At 58.0% G+C, this 14,149-nt stretch carries 13 protein-coding genes; all 13 read right to left on the bottom strand.

Translation table 11 applies throughout. The annotated features are described in order from the left end of the window. Positions 1-62: 62 nt before the first annotated feature. Complete coding sequence (locus IEX44_RS10215) at positions 63-1,682, bottom strand: methyl-accepting chemotaxis protein (protein ID WP_188692815.1); 1,620 nt, start codon at positions 1,680-1,682, stop codon at positions 63-65. Between the two features lie 180 nt (positions 1,683-1,862). Continuing rightward, on the bottom strand, positions 1,863-3,092 hold the full coding sequence (locus IEX44_RS10210) for an HD-GYP domain-containing protein (protein ID WP_188692813.1): 1,230 nt from the start codon (positions 3,090-3,092) through the stop codon (positions 1,863-1,865). Between the two features lie 175 nt (positions 3,093-3,267). After that, positions 3,268-3,681 carry a nuclear transport factor 2 family protein gene (locus IEX44_RS10205; RefSeq protein WP_188692810.1) on the bottom strand — a complete coding sequence of 138 codons (414 nt, stop codon included), beginning with the start codon at positions 3,679-3,681 and terminating at the stop codon, positions 3,268-3,270. Positions 3,682-3,715: 34 nt separating this feature from the next. Continuing rightward, positions 3,716-4,156, bottom strand: a complete 441-nt coding sequence (fliJ, locus tag IEX44_RS10200) for a flagellar export protein FliJ (RefSeq protein ID WP_188692807.1) — start codon at positions 4,154-4,156, stop codon at positions 3,716-3,718. A 57-nt stretch (positions 4,157-4,213) separates the two neighbouring features. Beyond that, entirely contained in the window at positions 4,214-5,629 is a 1,416-nt protein-coding gene (gene fliI / locus IEX44_RS10195; protein WP_188692804.1) for a flagellar protein export ATPase FliI, read from the bottom strand. After that, positions 5,610-6,548, bottom strand: coding sequence for a flagellar assembly protein FliH (locus tag IEX44_RS10190; protein ID WP_188692801.1), 939 nt, complete (start codon positions 6,546-6,548; stop codon positions 5,610-5,612). Before IEX44_RS10190 ends, fliI begins: the two co-directional genes overlap by 20 nt. A gap of 17 nt (positions 6,549-6,565) precedes the next feature. After that, positions 6,566-7,561: a flagellar motor switch protein FliG gene (gene fliG, locus IEX44_RS10185; RefSeq protein WP_188693958.1), complete on the bottom strand. Its 996-nt coding sequence runs from the start codon at positions 7,559-7,561 to the stop codon at positions 6,566-6,568. Between the two features lie 116 nt (positions 7,562-7,677). Beyond that, the gene (fliF, locus tag IEX44_RS10180) at positions 7,678-9,399 is read right to left on the bottom strand and encodes a flagellar basal-body MS-ring/collar protein FliF (RefSeq protein ID WP_188692798.1); all 1,722 of its coding nucleotides are present in this window, start codon (positions 9,397-9,399) and stop codon (positions 7,678-7,680) included. 37 nt (positions 9,400-9,436) lie between these two features. Further along, positions 9,437-9,760 (bottom strand): flagellar hook-basal body complex protein FliE, encoded by a 324-nt coding sequence (fliE, locus tag IEX44_RS10175; RefSeq protein ID WP_188692796.1) that lies wholly within the window; start codon positions 9,758-9,760, stop codon positions 9,437-9,439. Positions 9,761-9,928: 168 nt separating this feature from the next. Further along, a complete protein-coding gene (locus IEX44_RS10170) occupies positions 9,929-11,281 on the bottom strand; it encodes a sigma-54-dependent transcriptional regulator (protein ID WP_188692793.1) in 1,353 nt (450 codons plus the stop codon). Between the two features lie 29 nt (positions 11,282-11,310). Then, entirely contained in the window at positions 11,311-11,991 is a 681-nt protein-coding gene (locus IEX44_RS10165; RefSeq protein ID WP_308423797.1) for a chemotaxis protein CheB, read from the bottom strand. Between the two features lie 116 nt (positions 11,992-12,107). Further along, a complete protein-coding gene (locus IEX44_RS10160; RefSeq protein WP_188692791.1) occupies positions 12,108-13,823 on the bottom strand; it encodes an ATP-binding SpoIIE family protein phosphatase in 1,716 nt (571 codons plus the stop codon). Positions 13,824-13,841: 18 nt separating this feature from the next. Further along, complete coding sequence (locus tag IEX44_RS10155) at positions 13,842-14,147, bottom strand: STAS domain-containing protein (RefSeq protein ID WP_184102600.1); 306 nt, start codon at positions 14,145-14,147, stop codon at positions 13,842-13,844. Positions 14,148-14,149 lie beyond the last annotated feature (2 nt).

Below are 14,149 nucleotides of genomic sequence, written 5' to 3'. Positions count from 1 at the left end.
CTGCCAGCAAAAAGCCCGGTTGATCTGACCGGGCTTTTTTGACGTGCGTACGATCTGCACCTTCAGATACGGAACTCAGCCACGATTTCGCGCAATCGCCCTGCCAGACCATTCACCGTGGTTGCCTGATCTGCTGCGGTACGGGTGGCTGCGCCGTTATGTTCGCTGCTTTGCGCCAGGTGTTCGACATTCTGTGAAATCGACTCATTGGCCATACTCTGCTCACGAACTGCCAATGCAACTTCGCCCATCGCGGATTCGATACGACTGCTGGCCTCACTCAGTTGTCTTACCACGCTGGCAGCACTGGCCGCCTGACTGCGGCATTCATCTACACGCCCCACTACCACTTCCATTTGCGTGACCACACGACCTACGCTGTGCTGAATGTCCTGGATCGTGGTCTGGATCTGGTTGGTGGAATTGGATGTATGCTCAGCCAGTTTGCGAACTTCATCGGCCACCACGGCAAAACCGCGGCCTTGCTCACCGGCCCGCGCCGCCTCAATGGCAGCATTGAGCGCCAGCAGGTTGGTTTGCGATGCCAGCCCCTTGATCACGTCCAGCACGCCAGAAATCTCACTGGATGCCCGCCCCAGTTCATCCACATCGCGCGCGGCTTCTTCGATCAGCGAGGCAATCGAGGTAATGCTGGTTTCAGTACGCTGGAATTCCTCCGCGCTCTGACCACTTTTGTCGCCTGCCTCTTTGGATAATCCATGTGCTTCTTGCGCTTCGGTCGAGGTATGCGCCAGGCTCACTGCAATCTGTTCTACCGCTGCCGCGATGCTACCGGTGTTCTGGTTTTGCAGTTCGGTGCTGTTGGCCAACTGCCGCGAAGCCCCATCCAGCGCGGTCGCACTGGCGGAGAGTTCGTTGGAAACCGTATTCATGCGCTGCAAGGCTTTTTGCACATGGCTCAAGCAAGAGTTCAGCGCGGTGCCGAGTGCCCCGATTTCATCTTCAGATTTAACAGTCACACGTGAGGTGAAGTCGTTTTCGCGCGTGATGATCTGCACCTTGCTGGCCACCTCGCCCAGCGGCCCCGTCACGGTCCGGGTTGCCAGCCAGTAAAAACCCGACAAACCCGCCACAATGGCGACCACCATGCCAATCATGCTCACCATGAACTGGCGTTCGGCCATGTTGTGGGCCTGCGCTTCGATCTGGGTAGAGTCATCGCTGATTCGGGCCACGGCCTCGGTCAGCATTCTCGTCGGTTCACGGTCAATGCCAGCGACTGCAGCATCACCAGCGGCAGATTGAAAACCGGCGGCTTTGAAAGCCTCTAGCCCCTTGCGATAGCCCTCACCCAGCTTTTGGTGCGCATCGCGAAACTGCCGGACCAGATCAGCACTGGGTCCGGGCGGCAGCACTTGCTGCAAGTGATCGGCCGTTTGCTGCACGGAGGCTTCATCTTTCTGGAACGCAGCCCAATATTGGTCGAGCTTTTCAGGTTTGGCGCCACGCAAGAGCGTGTCTTTCCATTCCTGCACTTGAATCTTGAAGGTGACTTGCATGGACAACACTTGCACCTGCGCGTCCTGCAACTGTTTTACGTCGTTTTCGTAGCGGCGCACGCTCGATTGCATACCCGCAATACCGATAAACGCCGCTGCGGCAACCAGGCTGGCGGCCACCAGATAACACACCAGGATCTTGCCTCGAACACTTCGCAACATGCTGGCTCCCCCCATTACCGATCATTTATGTCTTGATCATAAGCCAGGCTTACATTTTTTGCTTACACGTCTTGGCCAGTGTCGGTTTTCTTTCGCAGTGGTTGCTGCAAGTGCCTGAAAATTCAACACGCTACTGAAGATGCCATCCGAGTTAGCTGGCAATCGGCGCAAAGATCAGTATTAGCGGGCCAGCAGAAAACGTGAGATATCAATTCCGTAGCGATCGGGCGACTCCACCCCGACAATCCGGTCGCCTCCGCGCTGGGCTTCCCAGGACATATCAATATCAACGGGGTGGATATAGCTGTTGGTGCGTAAAGAGAACATCGCTTTCAAACGCGGCAGCAACGGCGTATCCATGCTCGCTTCCATCACCACGGCCAACCGGCCGGAATGAAGCCGCACCAGGGAACCCACGGGATAAATCCCGACCGTCCGGATGAAATGCTGTACCAACTGTGGATCAAAGTGATTGGGGCTCCACTCCCACAGTTTGCGTAGTACCTGTGCTGCAGGCTGGCCCTTGTGATAGACCCGGTCTGACGTGATGGCGTCATAAACATCCACGATAGAAGCCATACGCGTGATCTGGCTAATCTGATCACCCTTGAGTTTGTGCGGATACCCCGTGCCGTCCAGTCGCTCGTGGTGGTGCAACGTTACTTCCAGCGCAATGGGATCAACGTCATCCAGTTGCCGGAGCACTTCCCACCCTTCCAGAGGATGGCTTTTCATCACATTGAATTCGTCTTCGGTCAGTCGCCCGGGTTTATTGAGTATCTCGTCGGGCACGCACATTTTGCCCGTGTCATGCAGCAACCCCGCGACGCCGGCGCTGCGCACGGTCTCGGCATCCAGCCCCATGCTTTTGGCAAAGGCGATCATCAACGTACCGACCGCGACGGAGTGCAAGAAGGTGTATTCGTTCTTGTTCTTGATGCACAGAATACCCAGCATGGCGCTGGCGTTCCGCTCGATGGTGCCCGCAATGGCATCGACGACGTCTTCGACCTCGGCGATTTCGACCATGCGCCCAAGACGCACATCCTGCATGACTTTGCGTACAGCCTTGTCGGCCTGCTTGTGAATGCTGGCAGCACGTAGTGCTTCGTCCCGCAGCGTAGCGACACGTGGCTCCGGCTCCGGCTCTGCGGGTTTTGACAATGCTTCCAGCAAAGTCGCTTCGGTGCTGGCTTGCACTTCTTCCAGCGTGGGCGCTTCGGCAACATCGCGCCCGCGTGAGGCATCGATATATAACTCTTTGAGGCCAGTGGCGCGAATCTGCGCGAGGTCTTCCAGCGTTTCCAGCATGAACTGGTTGCGTACGAACGGGTGATCAAACCACGCCAGATTCAAGTCGTGGATGTACATCCCGGTAGTGAGTTGATCGATGCTAATTTTACGGATCATGCGCGCGCCCTGCTGCCAATAAATTTATCGCGCTGCGGATCTGCAGCCCATCTCACGCGACTATTTTCGTCTTCACTGTAGCAGCGCTGGCGCCACGCAAGCCAGCCAGGATGATCAGGTGTGGTCCCGAAATCACAATGGAACCCATGCCTTGTTATGCGTGGAAAGTACACCGTCAGCCAGCCGGAAGATCAGCCTGAAAAGGCGCAGCAGGCGTCCCCTGATGAAACACGATTTGCCAGCCGGCATCGGTTTGACGCCACACTGAACTACGCAGGGCATGACGGATCAAGGTCGCGTCACTTTCGAGTGTGGCAGAGCGGTAGGTAAGCAATACAAGGCCCGGGGCGAGCAGCGTGAGTACAAACTGGTCGGCATACACACTCACCGCCGGTGCGTCTTTTTCTGCGACGAGCGCCGCAACGGTGGTTGCTTTGTCATACATCCGGCCCGAATAACCAATTTCGGCAAACCCGTCGGCCAACAAGGCAGCCACACGCGCATGGTCTTGCCGTACGCCTGGCTGATGCAAAGCGGTTTCAAGTTCGATCAGATGGGCTGCAAGGACAGCATCAGGTGTATCGGACATAGCGCAACAGCCGGGGCAATGAGCAAATTACAGATTACATCGGACGATCACTGCGTGGCCGCATATTGAATTCGTCGACGAGCTTTTGTTCCTGTCGAGCTTCGCGCTTGATCTCACTCTGGTTATGGCGGGTTTCCAGCGTCTCAAAGGCTTTGACCTTTTTCTCACACTCTTGCCAGGCACTTTTGAGTTTGTCGTACTCACGCTGCAGACGCTCGACTTCCGTCTTTTGCTGCGCAGCCGCTTCATCCAGCCGGCTTAGAAAGAGCTGGAAATCTCGCCATTGGGTCACGGTCATGCCACCTTGCCCGGACTGAGTCAGCCGTGCCCGGTATTCAGAGCGGTAGTCTTCAACCTGAATCAGTTTTTGCCGCGCCGTTTCTGTCCTGGCAGCGGCGTTCTGCATGAGCCTGGCGGCTTCCTCGCGTTGTTCACGGCTAAGCGTCAACAAAAGGGCAAAACGAAACTGTGCCACGTGTAAATCCTGTGATCTGTAAAGGCGTCACCCTGCAAAAACAGCAAAGCACAACGCTTATTGTGGCGGCGCCACTCCGAAGAGTTCCGCCAGCCTGGTGCGCGCGCCCGCGTAGCTTTCCCGCTCTTCAATCGCCTGCTGCAAGAACCGCTCAAAGGACGGAAAGCGGCGAATGGCGTCATCCAGCGTTGGATCACTGCCAGCCACATAGGCACCCACACTGAGCAAGTCGCGGCTGCGCTGGTAGCGCGACCACAAATGCTTGAAGCGGCGCACCAGATCAAATTCCTGCGGCGAGATGATGTCGTGCATCACCCGGCTGATCGACGCTTCGATGTCGATGGCCGGGTAGTGGCCGGATTCGGCCAGATTGCGTGACAGGACAAAGTGACCATCGAGAATGGCCCGTGCGTTATCTGCAATCGGGTCTTGCTGGTCATCACCTTCCGACAACACGGTGTAGAACGCCGTGATGGAGCCCCCGCCCTCTTTGCCGTTCCCGGCGCGTTCTACCAGTTGTGGTAAACGCGCAAAGACCGACGCCGGATACCCCTTGGTAGCAGGTGGTTCGCCCACTGCCAAGGCAATCTCGCGCTGTGCCATGGCGTAACGGGTGAGCGAGTCCATGATCAGCAAAACATTCTTGCCCTCGTTACGGAAATACTCGGCAATGCTGGTGGCGTAGGCCGCACCATACAAACGCAGCAATGGTGAGGTATCTGCTGGCGCAGCAACAACAATCGAACGCTTCAGGCCCGACTCACCCAGAATGTTCTCGATAAAATCTTTGACCTCACGGCCCCGTTCACCAATCAGCCCCACGACCACGACATCTGCCGTGGTGTAACGCGCCATCATGCCCAGCAACACCGATTTGCCCACGCCAGAACCCGCAAACAAACCCAGCCGCTGGCCGCGCCCCACAGTGAGCAGCGCATTGATGGCGCGCACACCGACGTCCATTACATCGCGCACTGGCTGCCGGTACATGGGGTTGAAGGGGCGCGAGAAGAGCGGCATCCAGTCATCGCTATCCAGCCGTCCCTTACCATCCAGCGGTCGTCCGAGCGCATCGACCACACGGCCAAGCATGCCCCAGCCCACGGGCACCTGACGGCCATGATCTTCCACACGCCGCTGCGGCGGCCGCGGCCTGCCGTATTCGGGCACCCATGCTGCCACATCTTCGTGCGGGACGACTTCGGCACCTGGCTCAACCCCGTAGATTTCCGAGATCGGCATCAAAAAGAGTTTTTCATCCTGAAAGCCGACCACAACGGCTTCGACAGCCATATTGCCCGGTGTCATCACCTCACAAGAGGCACCAATAGGCAATCGCAGGCCAGTGGCTTCCAGCACAAGGCCAGACACGCGCACCAGCTTGCCACGGGGCAGCCAGGGGCGAATACGCTTGCTGGCGTGCGCGCACTCTTCCAGATACAAGCGGGTGGCATCAAACAGATTCGTCGTCATCGGCCGGCTCGTCGAGGTCCAGCGAGACCTTTTCTATTTCGGGTGGCACGATGGGACGCGGCGCAGCTTCGGCCACCGTCGCTGCCTGTGCAGGCGCATGTGCTGTTGTCGAGGCCTGATCAGGCACGGGCGAGGCAGGTTCTGGAGTCAACGGTACTTCCGCATTCCAGACCAGATCACTCCGGTTGGCGCGCTGCAACACCTTCAATTGCGTCGCCCAGCGCGAGGTCAGCGACAAATCGGCCCGCAACGTCGGCGTTTCAACGCGGGCACCACCGGGCTCCTGATTGGGATCCACCACAATGCGCCACACATCACGTGGCAACTCCACGCCCAATAGTGATTCCAGCGCATCCACGTCATCCGGATGCGCAATAATACGAGCCGGTGCGCGCACCACTGGCATGGAGTCAATCAACTCACGGATCACCGGCAATACGCGATTTCGATCAGAGGCAATTTCCACCCGAGCCAGCTCTCTGCCTACGATCAATGCCAGATCCAGCACAGATTCAGCCAGTTCCGCCTGGGCACGCTCAGAGTAATTGGCCAGTTGGTCGAGCAAGACCTTGAGCCGGTTGATTTCGTCCTCAGCCTGGGCGCGACCCGCTGCCAGACCCTCTGCCTGCCCTGCATCAAAACCTTCTTGATGCGCCTGCTGGTGAATGGCTTCGAGTTCCTCTGCGGTGGGCAGTGGTACACGGGGTAACACCGGTTGATCAGCGACAGCCGGCGCGGTCTCCGCGGCCGGTGCAGCCTGTGGCCCAGGCGCAGCATCAGCTGCAGGTGTGGGGACTGGTGCCGGCTGCGGCACCGGCCGGATGCGCGGCGGGGTCGGGTCGTCGATAGTGCCGAGTTCCCAACGCTCCCATGCGGTGAGTTCTTCGCGAGGAATGACGCGGCGCGGTGGATTAGCCATGGCTCAGCACCGCTCCATTATTCGACCAGGCCTTCTTCGCCCTTGCCGGAGAGCACAATCTGGCCTTCGTCGGCAAGGCGGCGAACAATCTTGAGAATTTCTTTTTGTTCGGATTCCACTTCCGAAAGCTTGACCGGGCCTTTGGCCTCCAGATCATCACGCAGCATTTCAGCAGCCCGTTGCGACATGTTCTTGAAAATCTTGTCACGCAATTGCGGCGTAGTGCCCTTGAGCGCAATCACTAGTGAATCGGACTGGATTTCACGCAACAACAACTGGATACCGCGATCGTCGATATCCAGCACGTTGTCGAAGGTGAACATTTTGTCCTGGATGCGCTGAGCCAGTTCCGGATCGTATTCGCGTACGCTGGCAATGGCCGAGGCTTCGACCACGCCGCCCATGAAGTTGAGGATGTCGGCGGCCATCTGCACGCCACCCATCGCGCTCTTTTTGAGCTTGTCAGAGCCAGACAACAATTGCGTGAGCACATCATTGAGTTCTTTCAATGCTGCCGGCTGCACGCCTTCGAGCGTCGCAATCCGCAACAGGACGTCATTGCGGTTACGTTCAACAAAATTGGCCAGCACTTCGGAGGCCTGATCTGGCTCCAGATGAACAAGAATGGTCGCGATGATCTGCGGGTGTTCGTTCTTGATCAGTTCGGCGACGGCGGCAGAGTCCATCCACTTGAGCGACTCGATCCCGTTGTTGTCGTTGCCCTGCAAGATGCGGTCCAGCAGGTTTGCTGCCTTGTCCGAACCCAGCGCTTTGGTCAACACCGAGCGGATGTACTCATCTGCCGCACCGAGGTTGGCGCGGTTTTGTGTGGAATTCATGAAGTCGCCCAGCACGCCGTCGACTTCTTCACGCTTGACGTTGTCCATGGCAGCCATGGTGAAGCCCAGTTTTTGCACTTCCTTGGGGCCAAGGTAGCGAAACACTTCCACTGCGGCCTCTTCGCCCAGTGTCATCAACAAGATGGCGGCTTTGCGTACGCCTTCTTCGTTCATCGTGGCGGCCATGACCGTGCTCCAGGAAAAAAGATTGCCGGGCCGCAATGCGGCGGCAAGCGGTAAAACGGATCAGGCCCGGATTACACCCGGGCCTTGATTAACTGACTCACCGATCAACCCACCTTGTTGGGGTTGCCTACGGGCTCGTCCTCGTTCGACATCCATTCGCGCAAGATGGTTGCCACCATCCGCGGATCGTTCTTGGCCAGTTCGCGTGCCTGACCAAGCAAATCGGCCTGGGCGGCAATTTTGGCTGCAGCTTCTTGTTCTTCGTCTTCGCGGGCGGCAGCTTCTTCGTCGGTCATGGCCACGCCATCGCCAAAATCGATTTCCACCGTTTTGGGCTCTTCGCGCGATTTCGACAGATCACGCATAAGCGGACGCACCACGAACAGCAAGAGATAAATCACGACCAGTGCAATCAACGCCAGCTTGATCAGGTTGGCAAGGTTAGCCTTGATAAAGGACATTGCCTGATCCTGGAAGTTTTGCTCGGCTTCCGGCACTGGCGCACCCGCAAACGTGGCATTCACCACATTGATCGAATCTCCGCGGTCTTTGCTGTAGCCAATGGACTCTTGCACCAGATTGTTGATCTGGGTCATTTCCTGCGGCGAATACGGCGTCCAGGTCAGCTTGCCATCTTTATCCCGCGAGGGTTTGTAGTTGATGACCACGGCGGCCGATACACGTTTGACGATACCTACCGGCTGTTTGACATGCTGGACAGTTTTATCGACTTCGTAATTGGTGGTGGACTCACGGCGCGAGTTGGTCGTCCCCGCCGGTGCGGCCGCTGCCGGACCCGACGCGCTGGTCACCGTGATCGGCGCAGCCGCAGCACCCGGCGGCTGATTGGACAACGCCCCCGGCACACCAGCCGCGCCAGCCCCGCCATCCTTGCCATCCTGACTCATCGTTTGCTGGCTGCGGATAGAGGCGGTATCAGAGGCCGTATTGGGTTTGTAGACTTCTGAGGTTTGTTCGGTCTCGGCAAAATCGACCGCCGCCGCCACTTCGGCATGGACATTCTCTTTGCCAACAAGCGGTTCCAGAATGGCCTGGATGCGATCGACATAACTCTTTTCAATCTGCTGCACGTAAACCAGTTGACGCGCATCCAGGTTGGCATGGTTGGCCGAGTTGTTGTTGGACAGCAGATTGCCGTCCTGATCGACCACGCTCACATTGTTGACAGTCAGCTCCGGCACGCTGGAAGACACCAGATGCACAATGCCCGCCACCTGACCTGGGTCCAGCGCACGGCCCGGGTGCATGGTCAGGATGACCGAAGCAGTCGGCTTTTGCTGATCACGCAGGAACACCGTCTGCCGTGGCATCGCCAGATGCACACGTGCCTTGTCCACGGTCTGGATGGTTTCGATAGAGCGCGCCAGTTCGCCCTCTACCGCACGCTGGTAGTTCACCTGCTCGGTAAATTGCGAGACGCCGAACTTCTGGTTGTCCATCAACTCGAATCCGACGTCACCCGATTTGGGCAGACCGCGTGCGGCCAGTTGCAGGCGCACGTCGTAGACGCGGTTGGATGGCACCGAGATTGTGCCGCCCTGGTCAAGCTTGTAGGGGACGTTCAATTGCTGCAAAGACTGGAGGATTTCGCCGCCATCTTTGTCGGGGATATTGGTATAGAGAATGCGGTAGTCGGGTTCGCGGCTCCACAACGCCACGCCGATCAAGACGGCAATAAGTGCCGCCAGACCCACCATGAACAGGGCTTTACGGGAACTGGGAAGATCCAGAAAGCGCTGACGGGCAGACTCCAGGGCATTACCCTGTGCACGCCCGCCCTCAACTGCTACGTCCGCTTCCGCCATAACAAACTTGTAAGTACCTGTTTACGCAGCCAGATCGTTAGACCTGGAGGTTCATGATTTCCTGGTACGCGCTAACCAGTTTGTTGCGCACCTGCACCATGGTCTGGAAAGAGAGGCTCGCCTTTTGCAGCGAAACCATCACATCTTGCAGGTCAGTGTTCGGGTCTCCGGACTGAAAAGCCGTTTGCTGGGCGTCAGCGCTGTTTTGCACCTGCGCAACCTGGTCGATCGACGACTTGAGCATGTCCGCAAAATTTGCGGCGCCCGTATCGCTGGCAGCGGGCGCAGCTGTCTGGCCCGCTGCTTGCGCAGACATGGCTTTCAGTTCGCCCAGAAGTTGATCGATGCCTTGAACGCTCATGGCTTGGTTGGTCCGTTTTCCGCCGTTGAAAATGGATGAGACATAAATAGACGCAGTACCACCGAATTGTAGGGGTCCGACCGCCTTGCGAGCAAGCAATTCCTGCATTTGCGCTCGCGAAAACATATCCGCAACAGCCGGGCAAGGCCGGCTGTCCGGTCAGCAGACCTATGCATCCAGTCCGCCATCCTCTTCGCGATACTGCTGCAGCTTGTAACGCAAGGTGCGCTCGCTCATACCCAGCCGTTCCGCAGCCAGTTTCCGGACACCACCGCTGGCGCGCAAAGCATCCAGGATGTGTTGTTTTTCCAGCGCTTTGAGGTCTGTCGGCGCCGGGGCCACGGGTGCCATTGCAATGGGTTGCGCCATGGCCGGGACAGGCGCACTGACCGGTGCCCCTGGGCGCTGAGGCAAATACAGATGCGCGGCCTCAACGACATCTCCAGGCGCCAGGATCAGCGCGCGTTGCACCACGTTATCCAGTTCCCGGATATTGCCTTCCCAGCTGTGCGCGGCCAGTTGGCGGATTGCGTCCGGGGTCAGCGTGGGTGCACGGCGGCTCATTCGGGAAGCATGCCGGGCAAGCATGGCCCGGGCCAGCGGTACCACGTCATCCGGCCGTTCACGCAGCGCTGGCAACGCCAGCGGGAACACATTGAGCCGGTAATACAGATCTTCCCGAAACTGGCCGTTGCCCACTGCAGTGGGCAAATCACGGTTAGAGGTGGCCAGAACGCGTAAATCCACCTTGAGCGGTTTGGTGCCCCCTACCCGCTCGACCTCGCGCTCTTGCAAGACCCGCAGCAGCTTGGCCTGCAGCGAGAGGGGCATTTCAGTAATTTCGTCGAGCAACAAAGTGCCGCCATCGGCTTGTTCAAACTTGCCAATATGCTGTACTGCAGCGCCTGTGAACGCTCCGCGCTCATGACCAAACAGTGTGGACTCCAGGAGCTGTTCCGGGATGGCGGCACAGTTGATCGCCACAAAAGGTTTATCGGCGCGCGGGCTGTTGCGATGTATGAATCGGGCCAGAACTTCTTTACCGGTGCCTGATTCACCCGTAATCAGTACCGACGCATCTGACTGTGCCACGCGGCGGGCCACATCCAGCAAGGCGCGCATGGCCGGGTCTTCGGCGATGACATGCTCCTCGCTGCCATCAGGCAGGAGATAGCGGGCGACTTCCTGCAACAGCGCATCTGGCTCAAACGGTTTGGGCAGGTAGTGGGCCGCACCGGCATGCAAGGCCGCCACGGCTTTTTCGACAACGCCGTACGCGGTCATCAGTACCACCGGCACCCACGGATACCGCCGCTTCACTTCGACCAGTAACGTTTCGCCATCCATGGGGCGCATCTGCACATCAGACAACACGAGCCCCACGCGCTGATGCTCCAGCACTTTGAGCGCAGCCTGACCATCTGACGCCTCGACCACATCGTGGCCACCAAGAGTCAGCGTATCGACCAGTGCTTCTCGCAAGGCGTCATCGTCTTCGACGATCAAAACTGGTAATGCCATTGTTCTTCCGTTGTTGTACTGCCAGCCAACTAACTACGCACGGGTATACGCGCCAGCTGGAGCATCCGCGCCGCCATCTCTTTCAGCGGCAACACTTCCTGGACTCCGCCTGCGGCAATGGCCTCTTTGGGCATGCCAAATACAACACAACTGGCTTCATCCTGAGCCAGCGTCAGCGCGCCGGCTTCCCGCATTTCCAGCATGCCCGCCGCGCCATCGCGCCCCATACCGGTCAGGATGACACCAACCACGTTGGCGCCACCCAGATTGGCTGCCGAACGGAACAAAACATCAACCGAAGGGCGATGGCGATTGACTGGTTGGGCCTGCGATAAAGCACAAGCCCAGGCCGGGCCGTTGCTGGCCAGCAATAAATGCGAATGCCCCGGCGCAATATAAGCGCAGCCCGTTTGCAAACGCTCCCCATCTTCTGCCTGTTTGACACGAATGCGACAGATGGAATCCAGCCGCTGGGCAAATGACTGGGTAAAACTCTCAGGCATGTGCTGGGTAATCAGGATGGGCGGCGTATCAGGCGGCAGCGGCTCCAGCAAGACCTTGAGCGCTTCTGTGCCGCCCGTGGATGCGCCAACCACAATGACGCGGGCGGACGTGACCGGCGGGCGCACCTTGCGGGGCAGCACCACATCGGCGCTGTAACTGGGAACATTCAGCATGGCCGGTTTTTCGCCGTGTTCTGGCCGCGGCATGGTCATACTCCTGCGGAGTGGCGGGACAAGGTCATCCGGACCGAGGGTCGCTTTATATCATTTCCATTATGGTGCAGCCAGAGCTGGCCGCACTGTCAGCCCTGACGATCCTGCTTTCAGATTCGGGCCGGGCCGGGCAAGTAGTGCACGACGACCTCGTTGCCACTACCTGGAAACTGGATCGAGGCACACATGGAACGGACCAGCATCAGTCCACGCCCATGCAAACGCTCCGGATCGTCTTCAGGAAGATTAAAGCGCGGCCAATCAAAGCCAGGGCCAGTGTCTTTGATCCGGATGCGCAGTACGTCACGCCCGTTAATACGCAAACCATTCAGGTCGATTTCGATCTGCCCCTGGGTCAGCGCAGCCAGGCGCTGTCCACGTACCAGCAGATAACGATCCATGCCCTGCTCACCCTGCTTGAGGCCGGAATCCATGTTCAAGAGGCCATGATCCAGCGCGTTCACAAAGAGCTCGCTCAAGATCAGGAACACCTCAGACTGGTAAGGTTTGAGCACTTTGATTTCGTTCACGAACGACATCATGAACGGCACAGTATTGATGTATTGCAGTTCTTCCGAGCCCAGCGTCAGGCTGTAATGCCACATGCTTTGCCCGGTGCCGACCAGCGCCATGGTCGCCATGGCTTCCGCACTTTGCTGTGCCGCCAGCGGCCGTTCGCCGTGCATATACTGGCCAAAGCGCATCATCACCAACGAGATATCGTCATGGTGTGGGTGGCCAGAAAGATGATCTGCCAACGCCCCCTGCAGCGCGGACAAACGCACTTCTTCGGGTTGCTGGCGCACCAGTTGCAACAAGCGCGCTTCGCTGAACGCCTCGCCATCAGGTGCGCGCGCTTCGGTCAGGCCATCGGAACAGGCCAGCACCGTACCGGGCTCGCTATAGAAATAACGGGCACTGGTGGTTTCCATGTCCTGCGTGGGGACGATCCCAAGCGGCAAATTGGATGATTTGAACTGATGCACCACCGCACCCCTGCTATCGAGCATGTGCACGGTTGGCATGCCGCCGTTCCAGACCTCAATGCAACGCGTGGTTTCATCGATGGCAATCAGCACCGTCGCCACAAACCGCCCCACCGGTAGCACCTGACGAACCTTGTTGTTCATTTCAACGAGGATGTCGGAGAGCGAATAGCCTTTTTCGGCCATGCTGTAGAAGGGCTGGGTCAGAGGCAACACATTCAGCGCCGCCGTCAGACCATGACCAATGCCATCCGCCAACAATACGTACAGCACCTGACCAGGCGTACGTGCAGCGGCAATCAAATCGCCAGAGAGTGATTCAGCAGGCGACAGCCAGTAGTCCAGCAGGGGGTCATTCAGACGTTCGGCATTGACCATCTGATCCATCAAATGCCGTACGACGCGTTTTTCTTCTTCGGCCGCATCGTAATAACTGGCAAGGCGGGTAGATTGCTCTCGCACCTTGCGATTGAGTTCCAGCGTGCGGTTAAACGCCTTGAGTTTGGCTTCCAGCACCCGGAAATTGACAGGCTTGCTGATGTAGTCATCGGCACCACGCTCAATGGCATCAGCCAGCCGGTTTTCCTCGCCCACACCGGTCACAAATACGATGGGGACCCAGGATTGCCCGGCCTCTTCCTTGATCGCAACAGCGGCCTCGGGGCCAGACATGACCGGCATCATCATGTCCATCAGCACCAGATCAGGCTGATGCTGGCGCCATTTTTCGACAGCCTCACTCCCGTCGCGTGCCTGGATCACGCTGTGACCCAATGCCTCGATAAAGCGGGAAATCAGTAGGAGGACTGCCTCGGTGTCATCGACAACGAGGATTTTCATGCCGCATGGACCACCGGGTTACCGGATCGTGAAGATTTTGCCGAAACACGCAATCTCAAGCACTTGCTTGACCGTGTCGCGACAGTTAACGAGCGCCATGCTTTTGCTGGCGGCACCAATTTTTTCTTTCAGCAACAACAGCATGCCCAGCGCAGAGCTATCCAGATAATTGACATTCTGGAAATCAACCAGCACTTCTTTGATTTCCGGATTGGCAATCAATGATTCGCAAACCTGGCGGAATTCGCGATGGGCACTGAAATCAAACTGTCCCGAGAGAATGACACGACCTGCATCCCCTTCGATCTGAACAGTGGGCGTCATGG

This window comes from Silvimonas amylolytica (assembly GCF_014645555.1).
GTDB lineage: Bacteria > Pseudomonadota > Gammaproteobacteria > Burkholderiales > Chitinibacteraceae > Silvimonas > Silvimonas amylolytica.
The sequence above is the reverse complement of the archived record's forward strand: the minus strand, read 5'-3'. Positions and strand labels throughout refer to the sequence as shown.

Excerpts from the sequence above, each read along its gene's own strand:
- fliF (WP_188692798.1), bottom strand. The coding sequence starts at position 9,399 with ATGGCGGAAGCGGACGTAGCAGTTGAGGGCGGGCGTGCACAGGGTAAT.
- IEX44_RS10205 (WP_188692810.1), bottom strand. The coding sequence starts at position 3,681 with ATGTCCGATACACCTGATGCTGTCCTTGCAGCCCATCTGATCGAACTT.
- IEX44_RS10170 (WP_188692793.1), bottom strand. The coding sequence starts at position 11,281 with ATGGCATTACCAGTTTTGATCGTCGAAGACGATGACGCCTTGCGAGAA.
- fliE (WP_188692796.1), bottom strand. The coding sequence starts at position 9,760 with ATGAGCGTTCAAGGCATCGATCAACTTCTGGGCGAACTGAAAGCCATG.
- fliG (WP_188693958.1), bottom strand. The coding sequence starts at position 7,561 with ATGAACGAAGAAGGCGTACGCAAAGCCGCCATCTTGTTGATGACACTG.
- IEX44_RS10215 (WP_188692815.1), bottom strand. The coding sequence starts at position 1,682 with ATGTTGCGAAGTGTTCGAGGCAAGATCCTGGTGTGTTATCTGGTGGCC.
- IEX44_RS10160 (WP_188692791.1), bottom strand. The coding sequence starts at position 13,823 with ATGAAAATCCTCGTTGTCGATGACACCGAGGCAGTCCTCCTACTGATT.
- fliI (WP_188692804.1), bottom strand. The coding sequence starts at position 5,629 with ATGACGACGAATCTGTTTGATGCCACCCGCTTGTATCTGGAAGAGTGC.
- IEX44_RS10190 (WP_188692801.1), bottom strand. The coding sequence starts at position 6,548 with ATGGCTAATCCACCGCGCCGCGTCATTCCTCGCGAAGAACTCACCGCA.
- IEX44_RS10210 (WP_188692813.1), bottom strand. The coding sequence starts at position 3,092 with ATGATCCGTAAAATTAGCATCGATCAACTCACTACCGGGATGTACATC.
- IEX44_RS10155 (WP_184102600.1), bottom strand. The coding sequence starts at position 14,147 with ATGACGCCCACTGTTCAGATCGAAGGGGATGCAGGTCGTGTCATTCTC.
- IEX44_RS10165 (WP_308423797.1), bottom strand. The coding sequence starts at position 11,991 with ATGCCGCGGCCAGAACACGGCGAAAAACCGGCCATGCTGAATGTTCCC.